At 59.5% G+C, this 15,223-nt stretch carries 10 protein-coding genes, 2 tRNA genes and 3 rRNA genes; 7 read left to right on the top strand and 8 right to left on the bottom strand.

The features are described from left to right. The first annotated feature begins 144 nt into the window (after positions 1-144). Positions 145-1,440, top strand: a complete 1,296-nt coding sequence (locus LU688_RS18490; RefSeq protein WP_094011263.1) for a leucine-rich repeat-containing protein kinase family protein — start codon at positions 145-147, stop codon at positions 1,438-1,440. A gap of 141 nt (positions 1,441-1,581) precedes the next feature. Here the strand turns inward: LU688_RS18490 and rrf are convergent. From rrf to LU688_RS18515, 5 genes are all read right to left on the bottom strand, one after another. Continuing rightward, positions 1,582-1,697: ribosomal RNA gene (gene rrf / locus LU688_RS18495) — 5S ribosomal RNA — on the bottom strand. A 134-nt stretch (positions 1,698-1,831) separates the two neighbouring features. Beyond that, positions 1,832-4,725, bottom strand: a 23S ribosomal RNA gene (locus LU688_RS18500). 245 nt (positions 4,726-4,970) lie between these two features. Then, positions 4,971-5,046 (bottom strand) — tRNA-Ala (locus tag LU688_RS18505). A 24-nt stretch (positions 5,047-5,070) separates the two neighbouring features. Beyond that, positions 5,071-5,147: transfer RNA gene (locus LU688_RS18510), tRNA-Ile, on the bottom strand. An 86-nt stretch (positions 5,148-5,233) separates the two neighbouring features. Then, positions 5,234-6,770: ribosomal RNA gene (locus LU688_RS18515) — 16S ribosomal RNA — on the bottom strand. Together the 16S, 23S and 5S rRNA genes with 2 tRNA genes alongside form the textbook arrangement of a ribosomal RNA operon. A gap of 611 nt (positions 6,771-7,381) precedes the next feature. Here LU688_RS18515 and rhtA point away from each other — a divergent pair. Further along, entirely contained in the window at positions 7,382-8,269 is an 888-nt protein-coding gene (gene rhtA, locus LU688_RS18520) for a threonine/homoserine exporter RhtA (protein WP_038706462.1), read from the top strand. A 186-nt stretch (positions 8,270-8,455) separates the two neighbouring features. Further along, the gene (locus LU688_RS18525) at positions 8,456-8,737 is read left to right on the top strand and encodes a hypothetical protein (protein ID WP_023631461.1); all 282 of its coding nucleotides are present in this window, start codon (positions 8,456-8,458) and stop codon (positions 8,735-8,737) included. Positions 8,738-8,777: 40 nt separating this feature from the next. Here LU688_RS18525 and LU688_RS18530 read toward each other — a convergent pair whose 3' ends face one another. Beyond that, complete coding sequence (locus LU688_RS18530) at positions 8,778-10,580, bottom strand: aminopeptidase P family protein (protein ID WP_094012100.1); 1,803 nt, start codon at positions 10,578-10,580, stop codon at positions 8,778-8,780. A 195-nt stretch (positions 10,581-10,775) separates the two neighbouring features. Here LU688_RS18530 and LU688_RS18535 point away from each other — a divergent pair, with 195 nt between their 5' ends. Together LU688_RS18535 and LU688_RS18540 are read left to right on the top strand one after the other, a co-directional pair. Further along, a complete protein-coding gene (locus tag LU688_RS18535) occupies positions 10,776-11,888 on the top strand; it encodes a DUF3182 family protein (RefSeq protein WP_434784944.1) in 1,113 nt (370 codons plus the stop codon). Further along, positions 11,872-12,642, top strand: a complete 771-nt coding sequence (locus tag LU688_RS18540) for an alpha/beta hydrolase family protein (protein ID WP_094012099.1) — start codon at positions 11,872-11,874, stop codon at positions 12,640-12,642. The genes LU688_RS18535 and LU688_RS18540 overlap by 17 nt, the downstream gene beginning before the upstream one ends. On the opposite strand, the gene LU688_RS18545 is transcribed toward LU688_RS18540, so the two are convergent. Further along, positions 12,621-13,001: an antibiotic biosynthesis monooxygenase gene (locus tag LU688_RS18545; RefSeq protein ID WP_023631465.1), complete on the bottom strand. Its 381-nt coding sequence runs from the start codon at positions 12,999-13,001 to the stop codon at positions 12,621-12,623. The genes LU688_RS18540 and LU688_RS18545 overlap by 22 nt on opposite strands. Before the next feature lie 87 nt (positions 13,002-13,088). Here LU688_RS18545 and soxR point away from each other — a divergent pair, with 87 nt between their 5' ends. Next, positions 13,089-13,544, top strand: coding sequence for a redox-sensitive transcriptional activator SoxR (soxR, locus tag LU688_RS18550; protein ID WP_046854849.1), 456 nt, complete (start codon positions 13,089-13,091; stop codon positions 13,542-13,544). A 3-nt stretch (positions 13,545-13,547) separates the two neighbouring features. On the opposite strand, the gene LU688_RS18555 is transcribed toward soxR, so the two are convergent. Next, positions 13,548-14,111 carry a helix-turn-helix domain-containing protein gene (locus LU688_RS18555; protein WP_094012098.1) on the bottom strand — a complete coding sequence of 188 codons (564 nt, stop codon included), beginning with the start codon at positions 14,109-14,111 and terminating at the stop codon, positions 13,548-13,550. Positions 14,112-14,195: 84 nt separating this feature from the next. Between LU688_RS18555 and LU688_RS18560 the strand changes: the two genes are divergently transcribed. Further along, positions 14,196-15,140 carry a DMT family transporter gene (locus LU688_RS18560; protein ID WP_094012097.1) on the top strand — a complete coding sequence of 315 codons (945 nt, stop codon included), beginning with the start codon at positions 14,196-14,198 and terminating at the stop codon, positions 15,138-15,140. Positions 15,141-15,223 lie beyond the last annotated feature (83 nt).

The following is a 15,223-nucleotide window of genomic DNA, read 5'->3' on the forward strand; positions in this document are numbered from 1 at the left end:
ACCCGGTACTTGTTGTTATAGAAGGGCGAATCTTGAGTATGGACCGGGGCCGGCCAGCCGCCATCGGACTTAAGTCGCAACCCATATGCAGATTTGCCGCACCCAAGCACCTACAATGGCCGGTCACGTTAAGCGAACAATCCCATGCATACCCTCGAAGACCTGCGCACCGGTCGCCTGCACGGCATCACGCGACTGAATCTCTGCCAGAACCTGACCCATTTTCCCCAGGAGATCTTCACACTTGGCGACAGCCTCGAAGTGCTGGACCTGAGCGGCAACAGGCTGAGCGAACTGCCCGAGGACCTGCACCGCCTGAACCGGCTCAAGGTGCTGTTCTGCTCCAACAATCAGTTCACCCACCTGCCCCACGCCATCGGCAGCTGCCAGGCCCTGGAAACCGTAGGCTTCAGAAGCAACCGCATCAGCCGGGTCGATGCCCAGGCCCTGCCACCTTCGCTACGCTCACTGGTGCTCACCGACAACGTATTGGAGCAACTGCCCGAGGCACTGGGGGACTGCGCACACCTGCAAAAGCTCATGCTTGCCGGCAATCGCCTCACCGACCTGCCCGCAAGCCTGGCGCGCTGCCACCGCCTGGAACTGCTGCGCATCGCCAGCAACCGCCTGGGCGCCCTACCTGATTGGTTGCTGCTCATGCCACGCCTAGCCTGGCTGGCCTATGCGGACAATCCATTACCCCATGGCTTTGTCGCACCTGCCACGGACGACCATTGCCCTACCCTTCACTGGCAGGATATCCACCTAGAAGAAGAACTCGGCCGTGGCGCCTCAGGGGTGATTCACCGTGCCCACTGGCGTGGTCAGGAAGCGCCGGTTGCGGTCAAGCTGTACAAGGGTGCGATCACCAGCGATGGTTCGCCGTTGGCGGAGATGAGCGCCTGTATCGCTGCCGGCCACCATCCACAGCTGGTGCGCCTGGCTGGGCGCATTGACGATCATCCAGATCAGCTACCCGCCTTGGTGATGCAACTGATCGACGCGCATTGGTCGAACCTGGGCGGCCCGCCTAGCCTCGACAGTTGCACCCGCGACCGCTACCCGGCGGACCGGCAGTTGACCAAGTCGGCCCTAAGTCGCCTTATAAGAGGTATTGCCTCGGTCTGTGCCCACCTGCATGGGCGTGGCTTGAGCCATGGTGATCTGTACGCCCACAACATCCTGTTCGACGAAGATGGCCAGTGCCTGCTGGGCGACTTCGGTGCCGCCTCGTTCCACCCTCAGGAGCAAAGTCTTGCGGCATCGGCCCTCGAACGACTGGAAGCGAGGGCATTTGGCATTCTTGTGGAGGAATTGCTGGCGTGCTGCGACGAGCAGGACACAACACTGAAGCGACTGGCTGAACGCTGCCAGCAGACCGACGTATTGGCCCGTCCTGCCTTCAATGAGTTGGTGGCGCTGCTTGGAGATCGTCACTGACAAGGCGATGAAGCCCGGCCTGAATATTCGTGGGAGCGGCGTTCCAACAAGCTCGTTCCCACAACGGAGGAGGTTGACTTGCCAAACGCGCAAAGACAAAACCCCTACCTGCTCGCGCAGATAGGGGTTTTGCGAAATGAATCTTGACGATGACCTACTCTCACATGGGGAAACCCCACACTACCATCGGCGATGCATCGTTTCACTACTGAGTTCGGGATGGGATCAGGTGGTTCCAATGCTCTATGGTCGTCAAGAAATTCGGTTGCCAGTACGTCCTTGCAGACATGCCAGCCAATTCGGATATGTGATCTTTGTGGTTCGTCGCGAACTTTCGGTTCGTTTCGTCTTCACCACCGCAATCTGCGTGAGCAAATTGCTTGGGTGTTATATGGTCAAGCCTCACGGGCAATTAGTATTGGTTAGCTCAACGCCTCACAGCGCTTACACACCCAACCTATCAACGTCGTAGTCTTCGACGGCCCTTCAGGGAGCTCAAGGCTCCAGTGAGATCTCATCTTGAGGCAAGTTTCCCGCTTAGATGCTTTCAGCGGTTATCTCTTCCGAACATAGCTACCCGGCAATGCCACTGGCGTGACAACCGGAACACCAGAGGTTCGTCCACTCCGGTCCTCTCGTACTAGGAGCAGCCCCTCTCAAATCTCAAACGTCCACGGCAGATAGGGACCGAACTGTCTCACGACGTTCTAAACCCAGCTCGCGTACCACTTTAAATGGCGAACAGCCATACCCTTGGGACCGGCTTCAGCCCCAGGATGTGATGAGCCGACATCGAGGTGCCAAACACCGCCGTCGATATGAACTCTTGGGCGGTATCAGCCTGTTATCCCCGGAGTACCTTTTATCCGTTGAGCGATGGCCCTTCCATACAGAACCACCGGATCACTAAGACCTACTTTCGTACCTGCTCGACGTGTGTGTCTCGCAGTCAAGCGCGCTTTTGCCTTTATACTCTACGACCGATTTCCGACCGGTCTGAGCGCACCTTCGTACTCCTCCGTTACTCTTTGGGAGGAGACCGCCCCAGTCAAACTACCCACCATACACTGTCCTCGATCCGGATAACGGACCTGAGTTAGAACCTCAAGGTTGCCAGGGTGGTATTTCAAGGATGGCTCCATGAGAACTGGCGTCCCCACTTCAAAGCCTCCCACCTATCCTACACAAGCAAGCTCAAAGTCCAGTGCAAAGCTATAGTAAAGGTTCACGGGGTCTTTCCGTCTAGCCGCGGATACACTGCATCTTCACAGCGATTTCAATTTCACTGAGTCTCGGGTGGAGACAGCGCCGCCATCGTTACGCCATTCGTGCAGGTCGGAACTTACCCGACAAGGAATTTCGCTACCTTAGGACCGTTATAGTTACGGCCGCCGTTTACCGGGGCTTCGATCAAGAGCTTCGCTTGCGCTAACCCCATCAATTAACCTTCCGGCACCGGGCAGGCGTCACACCCTATACGTCCACTTTCGTGTTTGCAGAGTGCTGTGTTTTTAATAAACAGTCGCAGCGGCCTGGTATCTTCGACCGGCGTGGGCTTACGCAGCAAGTGCTTCACCCTCACCGGCGCACCTTCTCCCGAAGTTACGGTGCCATTTTGCCTAGTTCCTTCACCCGAGTTCTCTCAAGCGCCTTGGTATTCTCTACCTAACCACCTGTGTCGGTTTGGGGTACGGTTCCCAGTTATCTGAAGCTTAGGAGCTTTTCTTGGAAGCATGGCATCAACCACTTCGCGCTCTAATGAGCACTCGTCATCAGCTCTCGGCCTTGAGATCCCGGATTTGCCTAAGATCTCAGCCTACCACCTTAAACTTGGACAACCAACGCCAAGCTGGCCTAGCCTTCTCCGTCCCTCCATCGCAATAACTGGAAGTACAGGAATATTAACCTGTTTTCCATCGACTACGCTTTTCAGCCTCGCCTTAGGGACCGACTAACCCTGCGTCGATTAACGTTGCGCAGGAAACCTTGGTCTTTCGGCGTGCGAGTTTTTCACTCGCATTGTCGTTACTCATGTCAGCATTCGCACTTCTGATACCTCCAGCAAGCTTCTCAACTCACCTTCACAGGCTTACAGAACGCTCCTCTACCGCATCACCTAAAGGTGATACCCGTAGCTTCGGTGCATGGTTTGAGCCCCGTTACATCTTCCGCGCAGGCCGACTCGACTAGTGAGCTATTACGCTTTCTTTAAAGGGTGGCTGCTTCTAAGCCAACCTCCTAGCTGTCTAAGCCTTCCCACATCGTTTCCCACTTAACCATGACTTTGGGACCTTAGCTGACGGTCTGGGTTGTTTCCCTTTTCACGACGGACGTTAGCACCCGCCGTGTGTCTCCCATGCTCGGCACTTGTAGGTATTCGGAGTTTGCATCGGTTTGGTAAGTCGGGATGACCCCCTAGCCGAAACAGTGCTCTACCCCCTACAGTGATACATGAGGCGCTACCTAAATAGCTTTCGAGGAGAACCAGCTATCTCCGAGCTTGATTAGCCTTTCACTCCGATCCACAGGTCATCCGCTAACTTTTCAACGGTAGTCGGTTCGGTCCTCCAGTCAGTGTTACCTAACCTTCAACCTGCCCATGGATAGATCGCCCGGTTTCGGGTCTATACCCAGCGACTAAAGCGCCCTATTAAGACTCGCTTTCGCTACGCCTCCCCTATTCGGTTAAGCTCGCCACTGAATATAAGTCGCTGACCCATTATACAAAAGGTACGCAGTCACCTAACAAAGTAGGCTCCCACTGCTTGTACGCATACGGTTTCAGGTTCTATTTCACTCCCCTCTCCGGGGTTCTTTTCGCCTTTCCCTCACGGTACTGGTTCACTATCGGTCAGTCAGTAGTATTTAGCCTTGGAGGATGGTCCCCCCATGTTCAGACAAAGTTTCTCGTGCTCCGTCCTACTCGATTTCACTGGCAAGAGATTTTCGTGTACGGGGCTATCACCCACTATGGCCGCACTTTCCAGAGCGTTCCACTAATCTCAAACCAGCTTAAGGGCTGGTCCCCGTTCGCTCGCCACTACTAAGGGAATCTCGGTTGATTTCTTTTCCTCAGGGTACTTAGATGTTTCAGTTCCCCTGGTTCGCCTCTTGCACCTATGTATTCAGTACAAGATAACCAGCTTGTGCTGGCTGGGTTCCCCCATTCAGAGATCTCTGGATCACAGTCTGTTTGCCGACTCCCCAAAGCTTATCGCAGGCTACCACGTCTTTCATCGCCTCTGACTGCCAAGGCATCCACCGTATGCGCTTCTTCACTTGACCATATAACCCCAAGCAATCTGGTTATACTGTGAAGACGACATTCGCCGAAAATTCGCACGTCGCTCTTTCGAGCAGAACTCACAAATTTTACCTTAGCCTGATCCACCAGCAGTGAAACTGGTGTTCAGTCTATTTCTATCACATATCCGAATTTTTAAAGAACGATCTGACAAAAGTCAGAAATCAACATTCATCACCGAATGTTCATTTCTAAGTTCTGAGCAGTGCTGCGAAACCTGAAAGAGTGGTGGAGCCAAGCGGGATCGAACCGCTGACCTCCTGCGTGCAAGGCAGGCGCTCTCCCAGCTGAGCTATGGCCCCATTTGACCAGCCGCACCAAGTAATTGGTAGGTCTGGGCAGATTTGAACTGCCGACCTCACCCTTATCAGGGGTGCGCTCTAACCAACTGAGCTACAGACCTATAACAGGGTCGCGTTACAGCATCGTCTTTACACAATGAATCAAGCAATTCGTGTGGGAGCTCATCAGCAGGCTGATGTCTTCGATTAAGGAGGTGATCCAGCCGCAGGTTCCCCTACGGCTACCTTGTTACGACTTCACCCCAGTCATGAATCACACCGTGGTAACCGTCCTCCCGAAGGTTAGACTAGCTACTTCTGGTGCAACCCACTCCCATGGTGTGACGGGCGGTGTGTACAAGGCCCGGGAACGTATTCACCGCAACATTCTGATTTGCGATTACTAGCGATTCCGACTTCACGCAGTCGAGTTGCAGACTGCGATCCGGACTACGATCGGTTTTGTGAGATTAGCTCCACCTCGCGGCTTGGCAACCCTCTGTACCGACCATTGTAGCACGTGTGTAGCCCAGGCCGTAAGGGCCATGATGACTTGACGTCATCCCCACCTTCCTCCGGTTTGTCACCGGCAGTCTCCTTAGAGTGCCCACCATAACGTGCTGGTAACTAAGGACAAGGGTTGCGCTCGTTACGGGACTTAACCCAACATCTCACGACACGAGCTGACGACAGCCATGCAGCACCTGTGTCAGAGTTCCCGAAGGCACCAATCCATCTCTGGAAAGTTCTCTGCATGTCAAGGCCTGGTAAGGTTCTTCGCGTTGCTTCGAATTAAACCACATGCTCCACCGCTTGTGCGGGCCCCCGTCAATTCATTTGAGTTTTAACCTTGCGGCCGTACTCCCCAGGCGGTCAACTTAATGCGTTAGCTGCGCCACTAAAATCTCAAGGATTCCAACGGCTAGTTGACATCGTTTACGGCGTGGACTACCAGGGTATCTAATCCTGTTTGCTCCCCACGCTTTCGCACCTCAGTGTCAGTATCAGTCCAGGTGGTCGCCTTCGCCACTGGTGTTCCTTCCTATATCTACGCATTTCACCGCTACACAGGAAATTCCACCACCCTCTACCATACTCTAGCTCGCCAGTTTTGGATGCAGTTCCCAGGTTGAGCCCGGGGCTTTCACATCCAACTTAACGAACCACCTACGCGCGCTTTACGCCCAGTAATTCCGATTAACGCTTGCACCCTCTGTATTACCGCGGCTGCTGGCACAGAGTTAGCCGGTGCTTATTCTGTCGGTAACGTCAAAATTGCACGGTATTAGCGTACAACCCTTCCTCCCAACTTAAAGTGCTTTACAATCCGAAGACCTTCTTCACACACGCGGCATGGCTGGATCAGGCTTTCGCCCATTGTCCAATATTCCCCACTGCTGCCTCCCGTAGGAGTCTGGACCGTGTCTCAGTTCCAGTGTGACTGATCATCCTCTCAGACCAGTTACGGATCGTCGCCTAGGTGAGCCATTACCTCACCTACTAGCTAATCCGACCTAGGCTCATCTGATAGCGCAAGGCCCGAAGGTCCCCTGCTTTCTCCCGTAGGACGTATGCGGTATTAGCGTTCCTTTCGAAACGTTGTCCCCCACTACCAGGCAGATTCCTAGGCATTACTCACCCGTCCGCCGCTGAATCAAGGAGCAAGCTCCCGTCATCCGCTCGACTTGCATGTGTTAGGCCTGCCGCCAGCGTTCAATCTGAGCCATGATCAAACTCTTCAGTTCAATACTGCTTGGGTTTTTAAGAAACCCTAAACTTGGCTCAGCAATCTCAAATGACTATGTGATTTCTCGCATGGCCACTTGTGATGCTGATAATCTTGGCGACTATCAGTCCATACTCACAAGCACCCACACGAATTGCTTGATTCAATTTGTTAAAGAGCGTTTGGCTAAGAGCGCTTCGTCTCAACCGAGGCGCGCATTCTACGCCTTCCTCATTTGCTGTCAAGCGTTTATTTTGAACTATTTTGCGAGAAACCCGTTCAGCTTCAAACACTTGACTCGCTGCGATCTCTCGTAGCGGTAGGCGAATCATACAGTGTTACAACCTGCTGTCAACTGCCTTTTTCACCGCTGCCGATCTGGTGATCGAAGCACCTCCGATACTACCTGAAACACTCAACTTATTGATTAACAAGAAGTTTTGCGTTTCGACTACGTCGGAAGTGGGGCGCATTATAAGGGGATCTGGAAGCCCGTCAACCTTTTATTTCAGGAATATGAAAAGAACCGTGTCAGGGCTATCAGATGCTATTCGCATCCCGACCTTGCCAATACACATCCCGCTGCGCACTATATTGCGCACCCTTGCGCTTACAACAACGGAACCCAACATGAATTCCCCCCAACGCAGCCTGGCCACCACGCTGTTCCCCATCGGCTTGCTGCTGATCGCCATGGCTTCCATCCAGTCCGGAGCCTCGCTGGCCAAGAGCATGTTCCCAGTTGTTGGCGCCCAAGGCACCACAGCGCTGCGCCTCATCTTCGCCAGCATCATCATGCTGCTTATATTGAGGCCCTGGCGCGCGCGCCTGGACGCCAGCACCCTGCGCAGCGTGATCATCTACGGCATGGCCCTGGGCGGCATGAACTTCCTCTTCTATATGTCCCTGCGTAGCGTGCCTCTCGGTATCGCTGTGGCGCTCGAATTCACCGGACCACTCGCGGTGGCGCTGTGGGCCTCGCGCCGAGCGCTGGATTTCCTGTGGATCGCCCTGGCAGTCGCCGGGCTGTTGCTGCTGATCCCCGTAGGCCAGACCGGCGCCAGCCTCGACCCGATCGGCGCCGCCTACGCCCTGGGCGCCGGTGTGTGCTGGGCGCTGTATATCCTCTATGGGCAGAAAGCCGGTGCCGAGAACGGCATCCAGACTGCCGCCCTGGGCGTAGTGATCGCCGCGCTGTTCGTCGCCCCCATCGGTATCGCCCATGCCGGCGCCGCATTGCTCACCCCTGCCCTGCTGCCGGTTGCCCTGGGCGTGGCGATCTTGTCCACCGCGCTACCCTACAGCCTGGAAATGGTCGCCCTGACCCGCATGCCCGCACGCACCTTCGGCACACTGATGAGCATCGAACCGGCCTTTGGCGCATTGTCCGGGCTGCTGTTCCTGGGCGAGCAGCTCACACTCTGGCAATGGCTGGCCATTCTCGCCATCATCACCGCCTCGGTGGGCGCTACCCTTTCCATGAAACGGGACGCGGCGCCACCCGTGGCTGCCGATTGATTTGAGAAATATTTTCATTTAGGCATCCAGCAGCCTTGTACCACCCGGCGTGGCTGATTAAGCTGTCACCAGATCATAATCTTGACGCTATCTACTGAGCGGCACATGGAAGCCAGAGACCATCAGGGAAGAGGCAAAGCGCAAACTTCAGGCCCATTAATGTAGTCGGGCCGTATAAGGACAGGAATGAAACGTATTTTGCTCATCCTGGGCATCCTGGCCATCGCTGGATGTGCCGCGACAGCCAATACCGAGGTGAAACGAGGGAAAAAAGGCCTGCATATCAATTGCTCGGGACTCTCCTCGTCGTGGGAGAGGTGCTACAGCAAGGCCGCCAGCTCCTGCAGCAGCAAGGGCTACAAGGTCATCGCCCGCTCCGGTGACACCGACGAAGAGCCTGGCGATTACGTATTCGGCATAAACCCTGCCGGCTACACCAGCCGCAGCATGATCGTGATTTGCAAGTAACAGATGCATGAAGGGCAGCCAATGGCTGCCCTTTTCACATTCAGAGAGGTGCGGTCCGCCGTTCCAGCCAGGCCAGCGCTTCACCTTCCAGCAAAGGGGCAAGCCGCTCCCGTACTGTCTGGTGATAGCCATTCAACCAGGCGATATCCTCGCTGCCCAGCGCCTCGACCAACAGGCAGCGCGTGTCGATCGGGCACAGGGTCAAGGTTTCGAACGCCAGGAACTCGCCAAACTCGCTGGTGCCGACCTCGCGATTGACCACCAGGTTCTCGATACGCACCCCCCACTGCCCCGGCCGGTAGGTCCCAGGCTCGATCGAGCTGATCATCCCCGGCTGCATGGCTGTCTGCGGCGTGGCGGCCGCCTGGTAGGCGATCACCTGCGGGCCTTCGTGCACATTCATGAAGTAGCCGACACCGTGGCCGGTGCCATGCCCGTAATCGACCTGGTCGGCCCAGATCGGCGCGCGGGCGATGGCATCGAGCAGCGGCGAGAGGATCCCACGCGGGAACCTGGCCCTGGACAGCGCGATCATACCCTTGAGCACCCGCGAGCAATCCGCCTTCTGTTCGCGGCTCGGTTCACCAATCGGCACCATTCGCGTGATATCGGTTGTCCCGCCCAGGTACTGGCCACCCGAATCGATCAACAGCAAGCCATTGCCCTCGATCACGGCATGTGACTGCTCGGTGGCGCGGTAGTGCGGCATGGCGCCATTGCCGTTGTAGGCCGCGATGGTGGAAAAACTCAGCGACACGAAACCCGGACGGCGGGCACGGGCCGCGCTGAGCTGATCGTCGATGGTCAGCTCGGTAATGCGTTGCGTCCCCAGGTTCGTTTCAAGCCAGGCGAAGAACTCGCACAGCGCCGCGCCGTCCTGCTCCATGGCCTGACGGATATGGGCGAGATCCCCTTCACCCTTGCGCGACTTGCTCAAGGTCGTCGGATTGATGCCCTCGACCAGCCGCACCTGCTCATGCAGGTTATCCAGCAGCCCACGGGTGACCCGTGCCGGATCCACCAGCAGGCTGGCCGTGGCCGGAATCGCCGACAACGCGTCGCCGACCGCTTCATAGTCACGAACCTCGATACCATCGGCCGCCAACACTTGGCGCAGGTGCCCATCAACCTTGTCGCGCCCGACGAACAGGTACGCCTTGTCCTGGCTGAGCAACGCGAAAGAGACGAACACGGGGTTGTAGGAAACGTCGCTGCCACGCAGATTGAACAGCCAGGCGATATCGTCGAGCGTGGCAATAAAATGCCAGTCGGCGCCTTTTTCCTGCAGGGTGCCCCGCAGCTCGGCAAGCTTTTGCGCACGATTGACGGTCGCATGGGGCGGCAGGTGCTGGTAGACCGGATTGCCCGGCAGCGATGGCCGGTCGCTCCAGACCTCGGTCAGCAGATCGAGATCCGTACGCAGCTTTGCGCCCCGCGCTTGCAGACGCTCGCTTAACTGGCGGGCAGCGGCCACTGCCATGACCGCACCATCCACAGCCACGGTACCGTCGACCTCCGCCCCCAACCACTCCAACGCGCCTGGCTGCCCAGGCCGCAGCTTCATCAGTTCGATGCCACTGCCGGCCAGCTCCTTGTTCGCTTGCTCCCAATAGCGACTGTCAGCCCAGAGCCCAGCAAAATCCGCCGTGACCACCAGCGTACCCACCGACCCCTCGAAACCGGACAACCATTGCCGCCCCTGCCAATAGCCAGGCAGGTACTCGGACAGATGCGGGTCGGCCGAGGGCACCAGCAGGGCAGCAACGCCCTCCCGGGCCATGGCCTCGCGCACGCGGGCAAGGCGCGCCGGTACGGATTCGTGAAGCGGGGACTGACTGTTCATGCGCACTCCTGCGGATAGGTGTCGACGGGTCCAGGCCATCGATAATGAAACAGCTGGCGGGCGCCCGCAATCACCACGACCGTAACAAGGCATGCAGTGCCCCAAGTGTCCTGCCGACCGTCGATCCTTGCTCCTGAACTAAACAGCCTGCGCGCCTTCCCACCTCTTACACCCCCTGCGAACGCGAGGCTGGCCATGCCCCACTCCCGCGAACCGAAAAGCGCTGTCGTACTGCTCGATACCCGCGAGCACACACCCGAACACGAGCGGGCGACCCAACTGAGGATCGCCGAGTACCTGGCACGCCTGTTGGGCATCGAGCGCGTCGAGCCAACGCCTCTACCCGACGCCGAAGCATGCTGTTACTACGTGCCGAGCGAAACCCTGGTCGATCCGGCGCTTCAGACGATGCTCGGCATCCAGGACGAGAACGACCTTTTCGGCGGAGCCGTCAGTCATCCGCACCTCGCTACCAAGGCTATCTCCCACCCGGTGCCTACCGACGCCAGCTTCCCGCCAGGCTGGACCGATGCGTTTGCACGGCAAGCCTGCGATGCCCTGCTCCGTGGCTATACGGTGTTTTGCAAAGACGACGCCCGCCGGGCGGCCGAGCTGCTGCTGCGCGAGGGGCCGGTACGCATCAAGCCGGTGCTGGCCTGCGCCGGGCGGGGCCAGCAGGTCATCACCGACGCCCAGGCCCTGGAACCGTTGCTGGTGGGCATGGACGAACAGACGTTGGCACTGTGGGGGCTGGTCCTGGAAGAAGACCTCGACGAGGTCGAGACTTTCAGCGTCGGCCAGGTCCGCGTGGCAGGGCTGACCCTCAGCTACCACGGCATCCAGCACCTGACCCGCGACCACGCTGGCACCGAGGTGTACGGCGGCTCCGATCTGGTGCTCGTGCGTGGCGACTACCAGAAATTGCTGCAATTGCCGCTTGCGGATCACCTGCGCCTGGCCATCACCCAGGCCATGGCCTACGAACAGGCCGCCGAACGTTACTTCCCCGGTTTTATCGCTTCACGCCGAAACTATGACATCGCCCGCGGCCGTGATAGCCACGGCCACCTGCGCAGTGGCGTGCTCGAACAATCCTGGCGCCTGGGTGGCGCCAGCCCGGCCGAGGTTCTGGCACTGACGGCCTTCGCCGAGGATCCGGCGCTGCAGCGGTTATGCGCATCGACCCACGAGGTGTTCGGCCGGGCGCGACTGCCCGCCGACGCCACACTGTTCTTTCAGGGGCACGACAGTGAACTTGGACAACTCAGCAAATATGCACGGATACGCGACCATGACCATCGAGAGTGAGATCGTGGAACTGCACGTCGAAGGGGAAAGCATCGCCGGCACGCTGGTCAGCCCCGGCAGCCGCATGCCAGGGATTCTTTTCGTCCATGGCTGGGGCGGCAGCCAACAGCGCGACCTGGCCCGCGCCCGGCAGATCACCGGGTTGGGCTGCGTATGCATGACCTTCGACCTGCGCGGCCACGAAAAGACCGAGAGCCAGCGCCTGACCGTCACCCGCGAACAGAACCTGGCCGACCTGCTCGCCGCCTACGACCGGCTGGCGAGTCACCCGTCAGTCGATCCCGGCGCCATTGCCGTGATCGGCAGCAGCTACGGCGGTTACCTGGCCACTCTGCTCACCCCGCACCGCCCCGTGAAGTGGCTGGCGCTGAGGGTACCGGCCCTGTACTGGGACGATGAATGGGACGCGCCCAAGCAAGCCCTGGATCGCCAGCGCCTGAACGCCTACCGCCTGCGCCCCCTCGGACCGGCCGACAACCGCGCCCTGGCAGCCTGCGCCGAGTTTGCCGGCGATGTGCTGCTAGTGGAGTCCGAACAGGATGACTACGTTCCCCACAGCACGCTGATGAGCTACCGCTCGGCGTTCGTCAGCGCCCATTCGATGACCCATCGCCTGGTCGATGGTGCCGACCATGCGTTGTCCAGCGAGGAAAGCCAGAAGGCCTACAGCGCGATGCTCACGGCCTGGATCAGCGAGATGGTCATCGGCGCGCGCCTGGACCGCTATCCGCACTATGCGCCCTGGTACGCCTGAGTACTGCCCAGCTGGCAATGCAGACCACCATCGGTGCCGCGCACAAGACTACGCAAGGTCTGGTAGGCGGCGAAATTCACCCCGCGCGCCTGGTGTTCGCCCAGCAGGTCGAGGAACGGTTCCTCGATGAAGCTTCCCGCGGCTGCCGCCCATGCCTGGCGTGATTGCCAGCGCAGGAGCTGGAGCACCCGGCGACCGTCGTCACTGACCTGGATGCTGACGCTCAGCAAGCCGTCGCAGCGTTGCGCCAGGTGTTCGCTGCGCACCACCAGCGCCTCGGCCAGGGCATCCTGGCGCAGTGGTGGGACGTCGTACTCGATCATCTGGGTGAACCACAGGGAATGGGTGTTGGCCGCCATGTTGCTTCTCCTCGTTTGGGCTCTTGCAGCAGATGGTCGTGGAGGGTAAAACCTCTAGCTAACTCAAGGTCAAGGATTTTATTGCCGATGAAGCCCCCTTCCTCCCAGGAACGCCTGCTCAGCGTCGGCCAGCTGGCCGCCCGTAGCGGCGTGGCCGTGACCGCCCTGCACTTCTACGAGACCAAGGGCCTGATCCACAGCACCCGCAATGCCGGCAACCAGCGGCGTTATCCGCGGGCCGTGCTGCGCCGGGTGGCGGTAATCAAGATGGCCCAGCGCCTGGGCATTCCCCTGGCCGACATCGCCGGCGCCCTGGATACCCTGCCCTGTGACCACACGCCCACCGCCGACGACTGGCAGCGCCTCTCGGCGCGCTGGCGCGACGACCTGAGCCGGCGTATCGACGAGTTGGTGATGTTGCGCGACCAGCTCGATGGCTGCATCGGCTGTGGCTGCATGTCGCTGAAAGAGTGCCCGCTGCGTAACCACCACGACCGGCTGGCCGATGAAGGGCCAGGCCCTCACCCACCCAGCCAGGATTGAGCCTCAGATCACCACATTGCGCACGAAACGCACCGCCTCCTCGCCATCATTGCGATAGGCGTAGCGGCAATCGCTGGGGAAGACGAAGAACTCGCCCTTGCCCAACTGCTGCTCGCCGCCTTCGATGACCAGCGTCAGGCGGCCTTCGGCCACATAGATCTGCTCGCTCCAGCCGGCGGCATCTGCCTCGCTGGCGTAGCACTCGCCGGGGGCGAGGGTCCATTCCCACAGCTCGACCTCGCGCCGGGCCGGGCTGCTGCCCAGCAGCACGGCGCGGCTGGCAGGGTGCACACCGGCCCAGGCCAGCTCGTCGATACGGCTGGTGTCGCGGCGATCGGGCGCCTGGATCAGGGTGCTGAATGCCACCCCGAGCGCTTCGGCGATCAGGTCCAGGGTGGTAAGGCTGACATTCTTCTCGCCGGCCTCGATGGCCACCAGCATGCGCCGGCTGACCCCGGAGCGTTCGGCCAGGGCGGCCTGGCTCAGGCCGGCGTCACCGCGCAGGCGGCGAACATTCTGGCTGACATGCTGCAGCACCGAAGCCCGGTGCTCGGAATCTTTGTGCACTATATTGCTCACTGGTAGGGGGTGCGCAGTATACTGCCCACTTTGCGGCGAATTGTGCGCCGCCCCTTCTGAGTGCGCAAGACCATGAGCCAGGCCTCCCCCAGCAAGCCCGCCGTCACCTTCCGCCTGAGCAAGGCCGAACTGGTGCTGGTGTTCATCACCATGCTCTGGGGCGGTACCTTCCTGATCGTGCACAACGTCATGACCGTCAGTGGCCCGATGTTCTTCGTCGGCCTGCGCTTCGCTGCCGCCGCGCTGTTCGTCGGCCTGGTGTCGGCCCGCTCGCTGGCAGGGCTGACCGCCACCGAACTCAAGGCCGGGGTGCTGATCGGCGTGTCGATCATGCTCGGCTACGGCTTGCAGACCATGGGCCTGCAGACCATCAGCAGCAGCCAGTCGGCATTCATCACCGCGCTCTATGTGCCCTTCGTGCCCTTGCTGCAATGGCTGGTGCTGGGCCGCCGCCCGGGCCTGATGCCGAGCCTGGGCATCGGCCTGGCCTTCGCCGGGCTGATGCTGCTGGCCGGCCCCGAGGGCGGCGCGCTGCACTTCAGCGAAGGCGAGCTGGTGACGCTGGTCAGCGCCGTGGCAATCGCCGGCGAGATCATCCTGATCAGCCGCTACGCGGGCAAGGTGGATGTGCGTCGGGTCACCGTGGTGCAGTTGGCCACCGCCTCGGCGCTATCGTTCCTGATGATCGTGCCTACCCAGGAGCCGCTCCCCGACTTCTCCTGGCTGCTGCTGGCCAGCGCAGTGGGCCTGGGCGCCATGAGCGCGGTGATCCAGGTGGCGATGAACTGGGCGCAGAAGTCGGTCTCGCCGACCCGCGCCACGCTGATCTATGCCGGCGAGCCGGTATGGGCAGGCATTGTCGGGCGGATTGCCGGCGAGCGTTTGCCTGGCGTGGCGTTGATCGGCGGGGTGCTGATAGTGCTGGCGGTGGTGGTGAGCGAGCTGAAGATTCGTCGCCAGGATGAGGCCGAGGCGTTGCCGGGCGATGACGCGCGTCAGCGCGAGACGGGATTGTAGGGTCTGTATGAAAAGTCTTGAGACGAAGGTCAGGCAAGGCGAAAACAGCCGAGGAAGCGGAGTTTACGGGTTGTAAATGAGCA

This window comes from Pseudomonas soli (assembly GCF_021283165.2).
Lineage (GTDB): Bacteria > Pseudomonadota > Gammaproteobacteria > Pseudomonadales > Pseudomonadaceae > Aquipseudomonas > Aquipseudomonas soli.

What these genes read in the sequence shown, in the direction of transcription:
- LU688_RS18540 (WP_094012099.1), top strand. Translation starts at nt 11,872, where the DNA reads ATGACCATCGAGAGTGAGATCGTGGAACTGCACGTCGAAGGGGAAAGC.
- LU688_RS18490 (WP_094011263.1), top strand. Translation starts at nt 145, where the DNA reads ATGCATACCCTCGAAGACCTGCGCACCGGTCGCCTGCACGGCATCACG.
- rhtA (WP_038706462.1), top strand. Translation starts at nt 7,382, where the DNA reads ATGAATTCCCCCCAACGCAGCCTGGCCACCACGCTGTTCCCCATCGGC.
- soxR (WP_046854849.1), top strand. Translation starts at nt 13,089, where the DNA reads ATGAAGCCCCCTTCCTCCCAGGAACGCCTGCTCAGCGTCGGCCAGCTG.
- LU688_RS18525 (WP_023631461.1), top strand. Translation starts at nt 8,456, where the DNA reads ATGAAACGTATTTTGCTCATCCTGGGCATCCTGGCCATCGCTGGATGT.
- LU688_RS18545 (WP_023631465.1), bottom strand. Translation starts at nt 13,001, where the DNA reads ATGGCGGCCAACACCCATTCCCTGTGGTTCACCCAGATGATCGAGTAC.
- LU688_RS18535 (WP_434784944.1), top strand. Translation starts at nt 10,776, where the DNA reads ATGCCCCACTCCCGCGAACCGAAAAGCGCTGTCGTACTGCTCGATACC.
- LU688_RS18560 (WP_094012097.1), top strand. Translation starts at nt 14,196, where the DNA reads ATGAGCCAGGCCTCCCCCAGCAAGCCCGCCGTCACCTTCCGCCTGAGC.
- LU688_RS18530 (WP_094012100.1), bottom strand. Translation starts at nt 10,580, where the DNA reads ATGAACAGTCAGTCCCCGCTTCACGAATCCGTACCGGCGCGCCTTGCC.